We start from the raw sequence: 18,120 nt of genomic DNA on the forward strand, positions 1-18,120 counted from the left end.
CCGGCTTGACACCGCGTGCTTCGGCACGCGGTTTTTTTTCGTCTGTCCGTCTGTCGGTCGTTTGCGGAGGGGGATCGGGGTGCCGACGCTTGTCCCGGCGACGTCATCGGAATTGAGTAACATGGAGGGGCGGTTCCCCTTCCATTTTTTCTCTGAACGGAGAGTCATATGGGCAAGAAGCGGATTCTGGTGCTGGCAGGCGACTATGTCGAAGACTACGAGTTGATGGTGCCGGTGCAGGCACTTATGGCCGTGGGGCACCGGGTGGAAGTCGTCTGCCCGGGCAAGAAGGCGGGCGACAAGGTGCGCACGGCGATTCACGACTTCGAAGGCGATCAGACGTACAGCGAGAAGCGTGGTCACGACTTCACCCTCAATGCGACATTCGACGGACTGTCTCCCGCCGACTTCGACGCACTGGTGATTCCCGGTGGCCGCGCGCCGGAGTATCTGCGTCTGAATGACGAAGTCGTCGCGATCGTCAGACATTTTGCCGAGAGCGACAAACCGATTGCCGCGATCTGTCACGGCGCGCAGCTGCTGGCAGCGGCCGGTGTGATCGAAGGGCGCGAGTGTTCGGCGTATCCGGCCTGTGCGCCGGAGGTGCGGCTGGCCGGCGGGAAGTACATGGAGATCGGGATTGACGAGGCGCATACCGACGGCAAGTGGGTGACCGCCCCCGCGTGGCCTGCACATCCGGCGTGGATCGCGCAGTTCCTTGCCGTGCTGGGAACGAAGATCGAGCTTTGACGTCCGCGTGCGCCGGTGCACGCGCGTTCGAGGCGGGCGCGCGTGGGCGCATGCCGGTGCATGTCGATGCGTGTCGGCGCATGTGGGGGTGCGCGGGCATTACGGTCCCGTGCTGCGGGTCGTCTGGCGTGCATGGGCGACGTCGGCATGGGTGTCGTCCATCACGCGCGGCGGATTTGTCCGAACTTGCCTCGTTTTCGAAAGCTTGACGTCCGGTGGCGCAGCAAGATCGGCCGATCTCAACCGGGTCGGTCGACAGGCGCTGCGCGCCGGAGCCCCGCCATACGACGAAGGAGAGTCGTGATGGACGTCAACGCTTATCGCTTCAGGGGCCATGCCGCAGGCTCCGCTGCCAGTCCCACGGCCGCCAGGCCGACGCGGGCCGAATTATTGCCGGAAGCCGGACCGCTCGGAACGTTCGGGGCGGTCACCGGACATGACGGTAGCGGCGCACCGCTGCCGCCCATCGGACCTTACGATTTTTCTGCCGCGCGGCGTGTGCACGACGCCCTTCCGGCCGCTGGCCCCGGCACCGCCGTCCGACTGTCGTTCGACGCGGACGCGCAAGCGCCGCAGTACGTGGTGACGGCGTTCCCGAGCCCCGGGCATGCCACCCGGACGTGGCTTGCCTCACGCCTGTTCGGAGCGTTGGGCCTGGCGACACCGACGGCCATGTTGGTGCGGGGATGCTCGCTGGCGTTCGATGGAACCCAGGCGCCCGAACGGATCTACCTGGCGACGACGTATCTTCCCGTGTACCGGCCCCTCGGTGAATGGCTGGAGGGGGAGGCCGCATGGCGCGCGATCGAGGGGGCCGACGGCGCACAACTCTTGCAGCGTGCGCGTGGCTGTGACGGGGCGGTGGGGACACGTGCCCGCGATGGCGCGCTCGAAGCTGGGCGGCAAATGGCGCAAGTGCTTGCGCAGTCCGGCGGGGCGCCGATCGACGCGTTGGCCGGCGCGGCGGCACAGTCCTATGCAGAAGCCGCGCGCCGGCGCCACGAAATGCGCGGCGTGCTCTGTGGTTGCCTCCCCGACGTCTATCAGTGCGCATTGGCGCGTCAGTACGTCGCCGCGCTGTGGCTGGGCAACCGGGACCTTTGCCGCGACGTCATGGAAAACGTCGGCGTCTGGCGGGACCAGAACGACTTGCCCTATATGATGACGGTCGATTTCCGGACCTGCCTCGATGCCGGCTTTCAGGGCACGCTTGTCGATTTGACGCCGTTTCGCGGCGGCGAGCCCTTCACGGCGTTTATCCGGCGGCTGACCGGGGTGTCGCAAGCCGCCGACAGCAAGACCGTGCTCGACGAACTGAAGAACCCGACCGGCGCGCGGGCACTGGCGGCCGAGATGGCCTTCCGCCTCGGGCGAATCTCGGCGGACGACATCGTGCCTTGGGTGGACGTGGCACACGACGTGGTCTGCGCCGCGTCTCGCGCTGCCGAGGCGGCCGAAGCGACCCCTGCGGCCGAAGCGCGAGGCGGATTCGTGAACCAACTGCTGGACCGACGCGACCGTCTCGTGACATTGCTGGGCGGTGCATGGGCCGCCCAGGCATGGACGCAGCTGTACCCGACGCGCGCCCGGGCCATCGAGGCCCATCAGGCGCCGTTCTTGCTTCCGGCCGCCACCGCCCGCGATCGTCCATGAACGCACCGGATCGGACCGTCCGGCTGTCTGTCAGGCCGGCGCGAGGTGTGGCACTAAATTGGTGCATAAACGTCAATCGAGGCGTGTTTCCGCTGGTTGCCTAACGTCGCAAGCTCGCATAAACTATCGACGCCACAAACCCCGCGTGACTGGCGATTAGGGTGCACAGCCTTGTGTGCCCGAGGTGGAGCAACCCACCGGGAAGCGCCGGGGTCTTATTTGCCGTTCGCCTGGGCAGCCGTGATGGTTGGTGCTGCCCTGTCTATCGTCTTCCGAAGCACAAAGGAAGATGCGCTGCGCCATCCCCCCCGGAAAACCTGTTCAATTCAACGGAAACGCCATGTTCGACAAATCGAAATCCACCGTTGCCTCCGTCGATCCCGACGTTTGGGCCGCGATTCAGAAAGAAAATCAGCGTCAGGAAGACCACATCGAGCTGATCGCATCGGAAAACTACACCAGCCCGGCCGTGATGGAAGCGCAGGGCTCGCAACTGACCAACAAGTATGCGGAAGGTTATCCGGGCAAGCGCTACTACGGTGGTTGCGAGTATGTCGACATCGTGGAACAACTGGCCATCGACCGCGTGAAGGCACTGTTCGGCGCCGAGGCCGCGAACGTGCAGCCGAACTCCGGCTCGCAGGCTAATCAGGGCGTGTACTTCGCCATGCTCAAGCCGGGCGACACGATCATGGGCATGAGCCTGGCGCACGGGGGCCACCTCACGCACGGCTCGCCGGTCAACATGTCGGGCAAGTGGTTCAACGTGGTGAGCTACGGCCTGAATGAGAATGAAGACATCGATTACGACGCTGCCGAGAAGCTCGCGCAGCAACACAAGCCGAAGCTGATCGTGGCGGGCGCCTCGGCGTTCGCCTTGAAGATCGACTTCGAGCGTATGTCGCAGATCGCCAAGTCGGTCGGCGCGTACTTCATGGTCGACATGGCGCACTATGCCGGTCTGATCGCCGCTGGTGTGTACCCGAACCCGGTGCCGCATGCCGACTTCGTGACGACGACCACGCACAAGAGCCTGCGCGGCCCGCGCGGCGGCGTGATCCTGATGAAGGCCGAGTTCGAGAAGCCGATCAACTCGGCCATCTTCCCGGGCATTCAGGGCGGCCCGCTCATGCACGTGATTGCCGGCAAGGCCGTCGCGTTCAAGGAAGCCGCATCGCCGGAATTCAAGGCGTATCAGGAACAAGTCGCGAAGAACGCTCGCGTGATGGCCGAGACGCTGGTCAAGCGCGGCCTGCGCATCGTGTCGGGCCGTACCGAATCGCACGTGATGCTGGTTGACCTGCGCGCCAAGAACATCACCGGCAAGGCTGCGGAAGCGGCGTTGGGCGAAGCCCACATCACCGTCAACAAGAACGCGATCCCGAACGATCCGGAAAAGCCGTTCGTGACGAGCGGTGTGCGCCTGGGCTCGCCGGCCATGACGACGCGCGGTTTCAAGGAAGCCGAGGCGGAACTCGTCGGCAACCTGATCGCCGACGTGCTGGACAATCCGGAAGACGCCGACAACCTGGCCCGTGTGCGTGCACAAGTGGCCGAGTTGACGAAGCGTTTCCCGGTCTACGGCTAAGCCCCGGACGCCGCGCGCATGCGCTGCCCGTTCTGCCGTCACGACGACACGCAAGTCATCGACTCGCGTGAAGCGGAAGACGGCGCCGCCATCCGGCGGCGCCGGAAATGCCCGTCGTGCGACAAGCGTTTCACCACGTACGAGCGTGTCGAGCTAGCGATGCCGGCGGTCGTCAAGAAAGACGGCAGCCGCGCCGAGTACGACCGCGCGAAGGTGCGCGCCAGCATGCAGTTGGCGATTCGCAAGCGCCCCGTGAGTGCCGAAGCGATGGATGCCGCGATTGCGCGCATCGAATACAAGCTGCTGGCCGGTGCGGAGCGCGAGGTGATGAGTCAGCGTATCGGCGAGCTGGTGATGCGCGAGTTGAAGCGGCTCGACAAGATCGCGTACATCCGCTTTGCGTCGGTGTATCGCAGCTTCGAGGACATTGCGGAGTTCCGCGACGTGCTCGAGGAAATCGACAGTACCGATATCAAGCCCAAGCGCAAGCCGGTGGCCTGAGTCGACGACGATGCAAGCGCGTGTAAGGCGCGTCTGAGCGCGCGCAGGAGGCGATAAGGCCTGTCTGCTGCAAAGAGGGACGGAAAACCCGTCGTGCCCGAAAGGGCACGGCGGGTTTTTTTATGCCTTTCTCTCTGAGGCACGCGACGGCGAAACACCTGGATGGGGCGATGGCCTAAATGCGTTGTGAGTGCCGCTATTTACGGTGTTTTGCGATGATTTCTTCGCGTGAATTGCGCTCGTTAATTCGCGCTATTCGAGTGATTTTAAATGAGGATTCTGATTGATATTTGTGATTTCTCCCAAAATCATTAAAAGTGATTTGTCGTAGGAAAAAGTACCAAATCAATCGGTATTGAATGAGATTTTGAAAGATCGTCTCCTAGAATCGCTCCCTTCCATTGACGACCCCTATGCCGCTCTCGAAGAGACCGTGGCCAATGTCGTCGATGCTTTTGAATGAAACCAAGGGAGTATCAGATGCTAGGAAAGTCTCAAACGGTTGGCGCGTTGCGCCAAACCAAGATTTGCATGGCGGTGGCTGCGATGGTGGCGGCCACGGCGTTCCCGAGCGTTGCCACGGCGGAAGTCGAAACGGCTGATGTCATCGTTCAGCGGGACAAGGCGCATATTGCCAAGGCCCTGGCGTCGCAACTCGAGACGATGACGGCGATGAATGACGCGAAGCACCTCACGTACGTTCAGGCGAAAACATGGCTCTCAAGCGCCACGATTGTTCAGAATATTCTGAAGATCGAAGATCCGGAAAAGCGAAATGAGGAACTGAAGGGGATCGCTTCGAGAGTTGATGAGATGCTCGAGTCGGCGAAAGTCGGGGAAGAGGGGACCCCCCCGACGCATGTCGATTGGATGAGCGTCGAGGATCTGAAGAAAATAAAGGAAGGTGCGAACGCCATTGCGCAGGCAAGTGAAGAGGAGCGCGCCAATGAAATCGAGAAGCTGTCGAATTTCTTGTCTCGTGACGTCGGACTCAAGGCCATCGAGGCCGATGCTCTCGCGCATTGGAAGGAAATGGACAGCGTCCAGGAGAATCTGAAGACGCTGAATGAAGCGGATGGCCAATCTTTGCACGAACTCGTCAACCGATTCGAACTGAAGGCTGAGATGGCGGGCGGAACGGCCAAGGAAATCGGTTCGTGGGCATCGGATAACTTGAGCGGCAAGTTCTCCGATATCCAGAAAGCGAACGGCGGCAGCCGTATCAACGAGAAAACCATTCTTGAAATCACGCAGCATTCTGGCGCGGCATCGAATCCGGTCACCGGAACGGCGGATCGCGAGCGAGATATCGGTACGTTGCGTCTGTTGGAAGGGGCTGATCACCGCTTGGACATCAAGGACGGTCAACTGAATATCCTTCAGGGAATTGAGGGCAAGGGGAAGCTGAGCATTGCTGTCGGTACCAGCGGCTTTCTGACGTTTGAGGAAGGCGGTCAAGGTGTTCACGGTGACGCCGACGGCGTCGAGATCACGGCCGGGCGCGATGCCGATGAATCTGTCACACCGGTCCTAAGCCAGGGTGATGCGCATGCAGGTGCGCAAAGTATCGACGTTGACGTTCGTGAGGGCGATAGCCTCACGGTTGAAGAAGATTCGGGTGAGAGCAAATTAGAAGAAGGGGGGCGTGTCAACTTTGACGCCGGTACCAGCGCGGGAAATGCGCGCATTTCGATTCGTGACGGGGGCACCCTCGGGTTTGACGGGTCCGACGCCGGTAACAGCAGCATCTCGATTTCGCAAGGCGGTGACGTAGGCTTTTCTGACGCTGGCGCCAAGCAATCATCGATCGTCAATTCCGGGGTGCTCGCATTTGCCTCGTCATCGGGCGGAGATGCCAAAATCACGAATGAAGGCGACGGCAAGTTGTCGTTTTCGCGCTCGACCCTCGACCGCTTGCATCTGAAGAACAGTGGCCTTGCGGAAATTGATGCGACGTCCGGCGGCGAAGCGACCATCGTCAACGAGGCCATGGGGGAGTTGGAATTCGACGGGGCATCGCTCGAAAAGCTCAAGCTCGACAATCAGGGCGTAGCGGTCATCTCCGAAGCTTTCGGCGGAGAAGCGACCGTTCACAATCGTGCTGTGGGACGGATGGCGATAATCGACACCGCCCTTGAAAACATTCGTTTGTCCAACGAGGGTTGGGTTGGCTTGGCTGGCGAGACCACTGCGGACAACGCGGTCGTCAAGATGAGCGGGGGCATGCTGGACGTTTCGCTCGTCGAGAAGGTTGCCGACGAATCCAACGCGGCGGAGACCGGCACCCAAAAGGCCATCACGATTGGTTCGCTTTCAGGCACCGGCGATGTCATCACCGGGGCGACGGAAGTGACGCTGGGCTCGGCCAACCAGGACGACGAATTCGGTGGCCGTTTCATGAAGACGATCGCTATCGTTGAGCCTCAGGTCGAGGACGAAGCGACGACGGCAACGACCGGGTCGGTTGCGCAGCGCACGCCGTCGGTCGCGCAGACGACCCAAGGCGTTCAACTGACCAAGATCGGCACCGGCAATCTCACCTTGGCCGGCGACCAAAGCGGCGTCGATCGTCTGAGCATTCAAGGCGGTACGTTGACGGCAGCGCATGCCAATGCGCTGGGCTCGGGCACCGTGAGCGTTGCCAGTGCCGGTACGATTGCGCTGGCGGCGGACGTTGGCGGTGTGACCGATCTCACGAATGCCGGTACGCTCGATCTCGGTACGAACAAGCTGGCCGTGCGCAAGTACGCGTCGAGCGAGGGCGCGAAGATCAACTCGCGTGTGGCGAAGCTCGGCGACGACTTGGCGTTCGGCGCGATTCAAGTCTCGGAGAACAGTGATTTCCGCACGACCAAGATCAAGGTCACCGTCGACGACGGCATTGAAGTCAACGACTTGCTCAAGCAGGAAGTCACGGTCGTGGACGCGCAGGGCGATGCCGAAGTGCAGATCGGTGAAGTCGACTTCGGCAGCATCTCCACTGGCGTTGAGACCGGCGACGGTACTGATGGCGGTACTGACGGTGGCACCGATGGCGCTACAGACGGAGGCACTGGCGGCCAGGTGATCATTACCGAGACCAGCGCGGTCAACTTCCTGGGGGCAGACAGCGGTTACACGGCCAACGAGCAGGCTCTGCTGGCGTCGGTCGATGGCACGGCGTTGGGCGATCTGGCCTCGGGCAAGATCGGCGGCAAGGTGCTTTCGGCTATGGCGCTGCAAACGGCCGGCTCGGACGAGCAACGTCGCTCGGCGCGTCTGCTCTCGGGCGAATCGCTGGTGAACAACGCCACGGCCGCTCAGGGTTCGGCCACGTCGTTCCAACGCGGCATGCAAACGCGCATGATCGCGGGCGGCTCGATGTTCGACGATGCGACAGCCAACGGTGCGATGGCGTCGGACAACGGCATTGCCGGTTGGGCCTCGTTCAAGGGCGGTAACGCCAGCCAGCGCGGCGACGGCATGTCGTTCGACGTGAAGGGCCTGGACGGTGCGATCGGTATCGACAAGCGCGTGGGTCAGAACACGCTGGTAGGCGCTTCGGTGGGCCTGGGCAACCAGGAGTCGAAGGCGAAGGGCATGCCGGGCGAGTCGAAGGTCAACAGCGTGAGCGTGGGTCTGTACGGTTCGCACCTGGCGGCCACGAACTGGTTCGTCAACGGCGGTGTGTCGTACACGAATCACAGCGTGAAGACGGATCGCACGGTGGCGGCGCGTAACGCGTCGGCGCGTCTGTCGGGCAAGACGAGCGGTCAGACGTTCGGCATGTTCGGTGAAGTGGGCAAGCGCTTCGGCGTGTCGGGCGTGAACATCGATCCGTCGGTGGGCGCGCGTGTGGCGTCGACGCGACTGAATGCGTTCGACGAGACGAACCGTGATGGGCAAGGTACTGACGGCCTGAAGGTGGGTTCGCAGTCGCAGACGTCGACGCGCGGTGTGGTGGGCGTGCGTCTGTGGAGCGAAGTGGCGAGCATCGCGGGCGGCAAGGTGGCCCCGTCGCTGCGCCTGTCGTACGAGCACGAGTTCGGCAACACGCAGAGCAGCCTGACGAATGCGATCTACGGTGCGCCGAGCCAGTTCACGGTGAAGGGTCCGAAGCTGGGCCGCGATATCTTCACGGCGGACCTGGGCGTGGACATGCAGATCAAGAAGCAACTGGAAGTGCGCTTGGGCGGTAACGTCAGCGTGCGCAAGGGCGAGAGCGCGCTGGGTGGCGGTATCTCGGCGAAGTATCGCTTCTAAGCCAGAGTGTTGATGCCGCACGGGCAGAGGATCGCTGTGTGACGTCTGCACGAAATTGACGAAACCCGTCGTGCCTGAAAGGGCGCGGCGGGTTTTTTCATTTTTCGGGCGTGATGGACGCATCCAGTGCGCATCAGGTCACCGGAATGCGGCGGGAATCGCATGACGCCGGACAGAAATTTTCCGCTGGGAATTGGCGCACTTTCCTCAGATGCCCGTTGTTTGCGTGCCTCAGTTTTCGGGTGATTGGGAGATTGCTGGCGAGATGTCGGCAATTATTGGGATATTCGCGCTGGTTTATTTTTTTAATTTAAATATTTATCCCAATTTAATCTTTGATGAATGTCTTGGGTTAAGTATCAAAACGGAATGCTTTTGAATCGATTTCGATAGTCCGGCTTTTAGACTTCGTGAGCCTTGACGCAGGTCGTCGTGCCGTGTCTGGAGCGTGATGGAGCGATTCGTCACTTTTCACGAATTAATTAATGGATTATCGAATGCAGAAGAACCATCCGAAGTCGAGCGCCCTGCGTCAGACGAAGATTTGCATGGCCGTCGCGGCCGTGGTGACGGCGGCAGCGCTGCCAGCGTACGCGGTGGCACAATCGGAACCGGCGCAATGGCAGAAGGAGCAAACCGCTCGGCTTAAAGAAATAGAAACAAGTGCCAACGCGGTGGCGTCGGATCTCCAAAAGGCCATTGCAACGCAGAAATTTGCGAAACGAATGGCAGAGCAAATGGAAGCCGCCATCGATGTCATGGATTCCGAGGGTAAGCGCGGCGATAGGGGCTTGGCACTTGAATTTGTGAGTGCTTCAGTGGGTTCCATTCTTGCCAAAACGGACGACGCTTCCATTTCGTCTGACGGAGTGGCGAAAAAAGCAGAGCTCGCGGCGCTGAAGACGAAGATCGATGGTGCCAGGCAGGCAACCCGTGTAGCGCAAGCCGAGGCGTACGACGCGCTCGAGGCCGAGATCAGGAAGCACGTGGCTTTTGCCAAAGTGAGTGCCGATGCCGTCACGCCGCTGCAGCGTTCGGCTGATTTGTGGGCGCTGAAGAACGCCCGCGTGCAAGGTGCAACGACTGAAGCGGCGCTAACCGCGCTCAAGAACACGCGTCAACTGGATGCGACCACGCCGAACGCCGAGACGCACGGTGCGCGTTTGACTTGGCACGACAAGCATCTGACCAACTTCATGGCCGCCGATGCGGCGACCGATACGCATGCCGCCATGATGGCCGACACCACGCTCGAAATCACGAGCGCGGCCGGCAAGTCGTCGGATGCCATCCATGGACTGACGGGCGCCACGCGGGACGTCGGTACGCTCTACGTGGCCGAAGGTGCCGATCATGACGTTCTCGTCGCGGGCAAGGCACTGACCGTTCATCGTGCCATCGAGGGGGCGGGCGATCTGTCCATTTCCGTCGGGGCGGGAGGCACGCTGAGCTTTGCTGAACAGGCGGCGAACCAGACCGGGGGTATCAAGGCCGACAACGTCACGCTGTCGGCGACCGGTGCAGGCGGAAAGATCCAGTTCAATGAAGGCACCAGCGCCGGCTCGGCAACGATTGCGCTCAACGACGGCGGAGAACTGACGTTCGGCAAGAATGCCAATGCGGGCAACAGCAAGATCACCGTCGGCATGGAAGTGACCGACGGCGACGTCACTGCGGCCTTGAAAGCCGATCCGAAATCCCAGCTTGCCGCTGTCGCAGCCGGGAAGCTGACGGTCAGCGAAGCCTCGACGGGCGATGCCACGGTGCTCAATTTCGGTGTCGCATCTTTCGACAAATCGAAGCTCGAGAATCTGGCATTAATGAATGCCGGCAAAACGACGATCATCAATCAGTCCGAGGGGGGGAACGCCGAAGTCGTCAACCTTGAGGGTGCGGCACTGGACATCGTCGATACGAAGCTCGAGAACATGAAGCTGACCAACGCCGGTGACGTCACGATGTCCGGCGCTACGCTCGCCGGGGGGGCGACGATCCATCTCGCGGGTGGTGCTCTGGACGTATCGGGCATTGAACTTCCCGGCGCAGAGCCGAGCGATCCTGCGATCAAATCGGTCACCATCGGTTCGCTGGCGGGTCGCGGTGATGTCATTGCGGGCGAGACCACCATTCGCCTCGGCGCACTGAATCAGGACGACGTTTTCGACGGTCGGATTCTGAGCGTCAAGGCCAAGGTCAAGGTCGACGCCGGCGACGAGGCGACGGATGGCGCGGAAACTACGGTCGCGACGCAGGGCACGAATGAAAAGCCACTGGCGCTGGCGGCCGCAGCGCTGAGCGAGCCAGCGGACCAGACGGCCCCTCAACCCATCGACCTGCAAGTGGTTAAGGTGGGCAGCGGCAACCTGACGCTGACCAACGACCAAAGTGCGATCAAGCGCATGGAGATCGAGGCCGGCACGTTGACGGCCGCGCATGCCAACGCCTTGGGTGCCGGCACCCTGAGCATTGCGAAGACCGGTACCGTTGCCCTGAGCACCGACGTCAGCGGCGTCACCCACGTGAAGAACGCGGGTGCACTGCATCTCGACACCAACAAGCTGACGGTGCAAACGTATAGCTCGGAAGCGGGCGCGAAGATCAAGTCGCGCGTCGAGAAGGTCGAGGGTGAGATCGTTGGTGGCCAGATTCACGTCACGCAAATCGGTGACTTCAGCAATACGAAACTCGAAGTTGCGGTGGCCGATGACATTGAAGTCAGCGATCTCCTGGGCAACTTCCAAGTGGTGACTTCCGAAGAAGACGCCGCAGTGCTCGGCGGGGAAGTGACCGTGGGTAGTATCACTGGCGGCAAGCAACCGGAGCCGACGACAAAGGATCCGAAGGACCCGGCGATCGAACCGGGCATCGAGACGAAGATCACGGAAAAGAATCTCGTCAAATTCCTGGCAGCCGACGGCGGTTACTCGGCCAACGAGCAAGCGGTGCTGGCGTCGGTCGACGGCGTGGCGTTGGGCGATCTGGCCTCGGGCAAGATCGGCGGCAAGGTGCTTTCGGCCATGGCGCTGCAAACGGCCGGCTCGGACGAGCAACGTCGCTCGGCGCGTCTGCTCTCGGGCGAATCGCTGGTGAACAACGCCACGGCCGCTCAAGGTTCGGCCACGTCGTTCCAGCGCGGCATGCAAACGCGCATGATCGCGGGTGGTTCGATGTTCGACGACACGACGGCCAACGGCGCGATGGCGTCGGACAACGGCATTGCCGGTTGGGCTTCGTTCAAGGGCGGTAACGCCAGCCAGCGCGGCGACGGCATGTCGTTCGAAGTGAAGGGCCTGGACGGTGCGATCGGTATCGACAAGCGCGTGGCTCAGAACACGCTGGTAGGCGCTTCGGTGGGCCTGGGCAACCAGGAGTCGAAGGCGAAGGGCATGCCGGGCGAGTCGAAGGTCAACAGCGTGAGCGTGGGTCTGTACGGTTCGCACCTGGCGGCGACGAACTGGTTCGTCAACGGCGGTGTGTCGTACACGAATCACAGCGTGAAGACGGATCGCACGGTGGCGGCGCGTAACGCGTCGGCGCGTCTGTCGGGCAAGACGAGCGGTCAGACGTTCGGCATGTTCGGTGAAGTGGGCAAGCGCTTCGGCGTGTCGGGCGTGAACATCGATCCGTCGGTGGGCGTGCGCGTGGCATCGACGCGACTCAATGCGTTCGACGAGACGAACCGTGATGGGCAAGGTACCGACGGCCTGAAGGTGGGTTCGCAGTCGCAGACGTCGACGCGCGGTGTGGTGGGCGTGCGTCTGTGGAGCGAAGTGGCGAGCATCGCGGGCGGCAAGGTGGCCCCGTCGCTGCGCCTGTCGTACGAGCACGAGTTCGGCAACACGCAGAGCAGCCTGACGAATGCGATCTACGGTGCGCCGAGCCAGTTCACGGTGAAGGGTCCGAAGCTGGGCCGCGATATCTTCACGGCGGACCTGGGCGTGGACATGCAGATCAAGAAGCAACTGGAAGTGCGCTTGGGCGGTAACGTCAGCGTACGCAAGGGCGAAAGCGCGCTGGGTGGCGGTATCTCGGCGAAGTATCGCTTCTAAGGCGGTCGGCAGGACGCTTTCCTCGCAAGGGGAAAGCATGGATCACTTCCCAAAGTGATCTGCATGGCGCACGGAATCGTCATGATCGGTGCGCCTAAGGCTTCATGCCATTGGGTCGAGACCCCCGTTACTTATCGGTAACGGGGGTCTTGTTATTGGGCGACGCCTTCTGAAAGCGGAGATAAAACCGTTAAAAAAGTGCGCCGATTGGTGGGCCGATTGATGCGCCGATCATTCGCTGCCGTGTGGGTCGATCCGGCGAATTCCATGCGCACTTCGCGCTGCCGGTGACCTCCTGTTGCTTCCCATGTTGTGAGGGATAAAGGCTCGGAATGTATCGAAATGTTGGCGGATTATTGGTATTGAAATGGTGTCGGTAGGGATTTTCACTATGATTTTCGTGGGATATGTCCCAAGGCTGGGGTTTTGGGTGAGTAAATTCCCAATGCCCCGGTTCAAAGACCGTTAATACGTTAATCACGTCCTAAGATTCGTGTCACTCATCGAATGCAACGCAACTTGCGGATTGGCATTCGACATTGCCAATCACGAATTGAAGAGGGACGTAGAACATGAAAGCGAATCGTATCAACGCCGCAGCACAAACGGATCACAACGTTTCGACGGACGGACTGACGCTCCGCCTGCGACGCACCGCAATGGCGGGTGCGGCAGCGCTGGCATTGACGGGCGGTCTCGCCGCTCCCAGCAATGCGGTGGCGGAAGTCATTGATGAAGTGAGTGTCGATGAGAAGAAGCGAACGCGATTTGCCAATGTTGCTCAGCGATTCGTGACACCGGACTTCGTTGCGTCACGTGCAGACCGCGCGGCCGCGAGTCGTTTGCTCGACGAGCAACGCAAGCGTGTCGCCCAAGCCAATCGGGACGTCACGACGATGCAAACTCGATCCGACACCGCGAGCGAGGGTTTGGCCGAAGTGGTGGCAGGACTGAGCTTCTGGGAGCGGAACGTTACGTCGCCGCAAAGGCTCCTCGACGCACAGGCTGCGAAGGTTGCCGCGGACACCGCCTTGACGTCGGCACAGGGCCGTCTTGCGGACGAAAAGCACCAAAAGACGCAGCGTCTTGCCGAGGCGGCGAATGCAACGCTTCGTGAGGCATTGGCCTACACGAAGCAGAAAGACACCGCGCAATTCAGAGCGGAGACAATTCAGTCCCTGCGGGACAGTGCTTCTGAAGAAAACCCAACAGGTGAGACGGGCGACGTGAGTGTGCCGACGGTTACCGACCCGACCGAAACGGGCGGCACGGATACGAACGCGGGCAACAAAGGCACGGGTGAGGCTACCGAGCAAACCGAAACGAGCATGACGGATGTGAACGCTGGCAACAAAGACACCAGTGGCGAGACGGTCGCCGAGGTCACCAAGCCGACTGAATCGGGTGTGGACGATACGAATGGCGGCGATGTGAGCACGGATGGGGAAACCGAGGCGGATACGGCGTCGGAAGTATCCACCCCCGAATCTGGCGATGCAGATGCCGACGAAAATGCCGATGCGCGTGAGAATCCGACTGCCGAAGCGGTCCTTGAACAGCCACAGGTCGACCCGGCCGTCCAGGCCATGGCCTCCGGCGTCGTGCTGACGCAGATGGCCAACGCGGCACAGCAGAACGCCGATCTGTTCCGTAAGGGCATGCAAGACCGCCTGTCGGGCGACGATGCGTTCATGCAGCCCACGGACATCGCCTCGGCGACGAGCGGCATCTCCACTTGGGCACAAGCCATGGGCGGTCAGACGACCGGCCAGGCGCGCGGCGATGTTGCCGGCTTCTCGATGCGCGGTGCCGGGATGGTCGCGGGGATCGACGCCAAGAAGAACAACACGCGTATCGGTGTGGCCGTCGGCTACGCGGATGCCAGTGTCGACGCCAACGGCGAGCACAGCCAGAACGCTTCGTCGAAGGTCAGCACATACAGCGTCGGTCTGTATGGCGCCCACGAAGTCGACGGCTGGTTTGCGAACGGCGGCGTGTCGTATAGCGCACACAGCATCAAGAGCCAGCGCACGGCCAAGCTCGGCGGCGAGGTCTACGGCCTCTCCGGCAAGACGAGCGCCACGACCATCGGTGGCTTTGCGCAGTTCGGCAAGCATATCGTCACCCGCGCCGTGAACATCGACCCGAGCGTCACGCTCAAGGTGTCGAACACGTCGGTCAAGGGGTTCACCGAGCAAGGCGAGGCGGGCCTCAAGGTCGACGGCAGCCAGTTCAACTCGGCCCGTGTGGGCATCGGCGCCCGCCTGTGGAAGGAATTCGGCGACGAGTCGCACAGCATCACGCCGTCGCTGCGCATTGCCTATGAGCGTGAGCTGGCGCATGCGGCACCGTCGATGGACGTTGCCCTCGCCAACGCGGCGAACGCCGGCACGATGACGGTCACGGGCCACAAGCTCGGCCGCGATATCGTGAGCGCGGAAGCCGGTGTCGACGTAAAGTTCGGCAAGAAGCTCTCGCTGCGCGGTGGCGTGAACGGCAGCCTGCGTCAGGGTCAAACGCAAGCCGGCGTGGCCGGCTCGCTCAAGTACGTCTGGTAATCCAGAGGTGAGCGGGTGCCGGCACGTTCGGCGCCCACTTCGCGAGGTAGTCGCAGTAGCAGTAGCAGCAGTCCGTGACGTATCGGCAGCAATCGCAGAAGTAACGGCAGTAGTGATCGCAGTAAGTTTTGTCCATGCCGTCAAAGAAAAGCCGTCCGGCAATGCGCCGGACGGCTTTTTTTCGTCTTGCGTTCGTGCGCTGCTTTCGCGCGTTCCGTTCGCACGACCCGATCAGAACGAGTGCGACACCCCGATATAGGCACCGGTCTGACTCTTCCCTGCGGGCGGATTGTCGAGCGAGTCGCTCGGAATGGCCGCCACCGAGAAGTTCTGGTTCGAGCTGTTCTTCACGAAGGCGAGGGTGCCATACAGGAACGTGCGCTTAGAGAGGCTGTATGTCGTGCCGACTTCGAACATCGTGGCGTTGCCGAAGCCCCCCGGCACGTTGACGTGATAGATCGCGGCATTGGCCGCCCAGACCTGCGTGGCTTGATACCTGACGCCGGCCCAGTAATGGTCGGCGCGTGTGGCGAAGTCGGGCGACGGGGCGTCCGGGGCGGACATATGCGTGTAGCCGAGCGAAATCGTGAAGCGGTTGAGGAACACGTTCGCGCCGGCGAAGTACTCGCGCGACGTGGCGAAGACGTCGGTAAAGCGTCCGGTGCTATCGCGAATTTCGTCATATAACGCGCGCAACTGGAACCGGTCATGTGTGTAGGTCAACTGGGCCCCCATGCCGCGCCCGTTGTTGAACTGCCCGGCGATGTTGGAGAACGCGTATTGGCCCGCCACGTCGAAGCCATACCAGTTCGGGCTCTGGTAGTTGACGGTGTTGCTCGCCTGCGGCCAGTTACGCCCGCGCACGAGCGACGCCGAGGAGAAGGCTTGCTGCTGGAACGGATCGAAGTCCCAGACCCCGTTGCTGATGAACAGATTTCGCCCGATCGTCAGTTGCCCCCACGAGCGGGAGTTGAAGCCGACCAGCGCGCGCCGGTCGAAGATCGAACCCGCGCCATTGTTGTTGAAGCCGTTCATCAACTGGAAGCCGCCTTCCAGGTTGAATACCGCATGCAATCCTTGCCCGAGATCCTCATAGCCGCGCAGGCCGAACAGGCTCGTGCCGTAGTCGCCGCCTTGCGCGCTCCAGCGCGAGACGGTGCCGCCGTTGCCGTCCTGAAGGTGATTCATGAACTGAAAGCCGCCATCGACGCGGCCATAAAGTTGCACGCTCGACTGCGCGTGCGCAAACGTGCCGATGCTGCAAAGCAGGCTCGCTGCGATGAGCTTCTTTTTCATGGTCTGCTCCCCAGTTGCGTTTTGCCCCGCACCTTCTTGCGCGGTTATGACCGTCGTCGTCGCACAGCGTCCAAGCGAAGACAACACGAGATGTCGTCGGAAAAGCTTGAAAAGCCTGAAAATTCGTTACGAGTCACAAAGCATCGGGAAGCGGACACGCCTGGGCAACGGGCGCCGCATGGGGGAATGCGGGCGGTTGCGAGTGATGCCGTCACGCTCTGGTTGTCAGAGATCATCGTCATGGCAGTCCACTGGCGTAGGGTCGGCGGCGGTGTGACGCCCAGACAGGCGCACACGCGGCCATACGACCGGATTCGGCTGGCGAGGCGGCACGCGATGCGTCGCATGTCATGGACTGCGACGCATCGAGCCATTATCGCCCGGATGGCTTCATTTATAGACGAATTCCCCCGCGTGCAACATCGGGGAAAGGCTTAGTACGACGATTGTTGCGTGCCAGCAACCGAAATCGGGCGACGCGTCGACCCAATCCGCGCCCGGCGACGTTGGCCGTTTTCGTCAGTCCGGGGCGCCGAACGCTTCCATCTTGCTCTCCAGATGGGTCAGCAGGCGGTTGGCCGCGCCGGACAGCCGGCGGCCGGTGCGCGTGACGAGATGCGCTTCGGCCTGATCGAGAATCGGGTGATCGATCGGCAGCGCGCGCAGCTCGCCGGCCTCGATCTCCTGCGACACGGCAAACGCGGGCAGGAACGTGGCGCCCAGTCCGGCGCGCACGAAATGCTTGAGCACGGAAATCGAGTTGGTCGTGACCGCGGGCGTCAGCCGATACTTTTCCGACTGCTCGGCCAGCGCCATCAACTGGCGGGTGCCATACGCCCCATGCATAAGGGCGAGCGGCACGTCGTAGAGCGCGTCGAGCTTGAGCCCCCCGGCCGCGCGACACCGGTCGACGAGCGGCGAGTCGGGCGCGACGATCGCGTGCACCGGTTGGCGCATCTGCGCGCGCGACACGATCTTGGGTTCGATCGGAGGGTTATAGACCAGCCCGATATCCGCATCGTCTTCCGCGACCAGCCGCATGACTTCGTTGGTGCCCGCCAGATCGAGCGTGAGCGTGATGTCCGGATAGCGCTTGCAGAAGTACTGCAGCGGCGCGCCCATCAGATCGCTGACGAAGCCCTCGCCGACCGCCAGCCGGATATGCCCGCGCCGCAACCCCCGCACCTCCTGCAGCTTGGCAAGCAAGTCCTCCTGGTGCGCGCGCTGTTCCCGGTAGTACTCCATGAGCAGCCGACCGGCCTGCGTCAGGTGGACGCCGCGTTTGTGACGTTCGATCAACGGCAGCGCCATTTCGGCCTCCAGCAAGGCGATCTGACGGCTGACGGCCGAAGGGGCAATGTCCAGTCTGTCCGCCGCGGCGCGCACGGTGCCGCACTGGACGGCTTCAAACAAATACAACAGTCGGTTTTCGTTGATGGTAGGTGTCATACCCTAAAGACTAATTTTTAGAACAAAAATCTTC

Annotated in this window: 9 protein-coding genes and 1 riboswitch; of the genes, 7 read left to right on the plus strand and 2 right to left on the minus strand. The window is 61.9% G+C overall.

All coding sequences use genetic code 11. The features are described from left to right. Positions 1-168: 168 nt before the first annotated feature. From PCE31107_RS16640 to PCE31107_RS16670, 7 genes are all read left to right on the plus strand, one after another. Positions 169-750, plus strand: coding sequence for a DJ-1/PfpI family protein (locus PCE31107_RS16640; RefSeq protein ID WP_130026584.1), 582 nt, complete (start codon positions 169-171; stop codon positions 748-750). A gap of 303 nt (positions 751-1,053) precedes the next feature. After that, on the plus strand, positions 1,054-2,403 hold the full coding sequence (locus PCE31107_RS16645) for a hypothetical protein (RefSeq protein WP_150609907.1): 1,350 nt from the start codon (positions 1,054-1,056) through the stop codon (positions 2,401-2,403). A 135-nt stretch (positions 2,404-2,538) separates the two neighbouring features. Next, positions 2,539-2,646: riboswitch (ZMP/ZTP riboswitch) on the plus strand. 97 nt (positions 2,647-2,743) lie between these two features. Next, a complete protein-coding gene (glyA, locus tag PCE31107_RS16650) occupies positions 2,744-3,991 on the plus strand; it encodes a serine hydroxymethyltransferase (RefSeq protein ID WP_130026582.1) in 1,248 nt (415 codons plus the stop codon). Between the two features lie 18 nt (positions 3,992-4,009). Continuing rightward, positions 4,010-4,492, plus strand: coding sequence for a transcriptional regulator NrdR (gene nrdR, locus PCE31107_RS16655; RefSeq protein WP_130026581.1), 483 nt, complete (start codon positions 4,010-4,012; stop codon positions 4,490-4,492). 480 nt (positions 4,493-4,972) lie between these two features. After that, positions 4,973-8,734, plus strand: coding sequence for an autotransporter family protein (locus PCE31107_RS16660; RefSeq protein ID WP_174966696.1), 3,762 nt, complete (start codon positions 4,973-4,975; stop codon positions 8,732-8,734). Between the two features lie 497 nt (positions 8,735-9,231). Continuing rightward, the gene (locus PCE31107_RS16665) at positions 9,232-12,783 is read left to right on the plus strand and encodes an autotransporter family protein (RefSeq protein WP_174966697.1); all 3,552 of its coding nucleotides are present in this window, start codon (positions 9,232-9,234) and stop codon (positions 12,781-12,783) included. A gap of 572 nt (positions 12,784-13,355) precedes the next feature. Continuing rightward, positions 13,356-15,341, plus strand: a complete 1,986-nt coding sequence (locus PCE31107_RS16670) for an autotransporter outer membrane beta-barrel domain-containing protein (RefSeq protein ID WP_150609913.1) — start codon at positions 13,356-13,358, stop codon at positions 15,339-15,341. Positions 15,342-15,572: 231 nt separating this feature from the next. Here PCE31107_RS16670 and PCE31107_RS16675 read toward each other — a convergent pair whose 3' ends face one another. Both PCE31107_RS16675 and PCE31107_RS16680 read right to left on the minus strand, forming a co-directional pair. Next, positions 15,573-16,637 carry a porin gene (locus PCE31107_RS16675; RefSeq protein WP_150553557.1) on the minus strand — a complete coding sequence of 355 codons (1,065 nt, stop codon included), beginning with the start codon at positions 16,635-16,637 and terminating at the stop codon, positions 15,573-15,575. Between the two features lie 519 nt (positions 16,638-17,156). Continuing rightward, the gene (locus PCE31107_RS16680; RefSeq protein ID WP_150609915.1) at positions 17,157-18,086 is read right to left on the minus strand and encodes a LysR family transcriptional regulator; all 930 of its coding nucleotides are present in this window, start codon (positions 18,084-18,086) and stop codon (positions 17,157-17,159) included. Positions 18,087-18,120 lie beyond the last annotated feature (34 nt).

The organism is Pandoraea cepalis, assembly GCF_902459625.1.
In the GTDB taxonomy this organism is placed as follows: Bacteria; Pseudomonadota; Gammaproteobacteria; order Burkholderiales; family Burkholderiaceae; genus Pandoraea; species Pandoraea cepalis.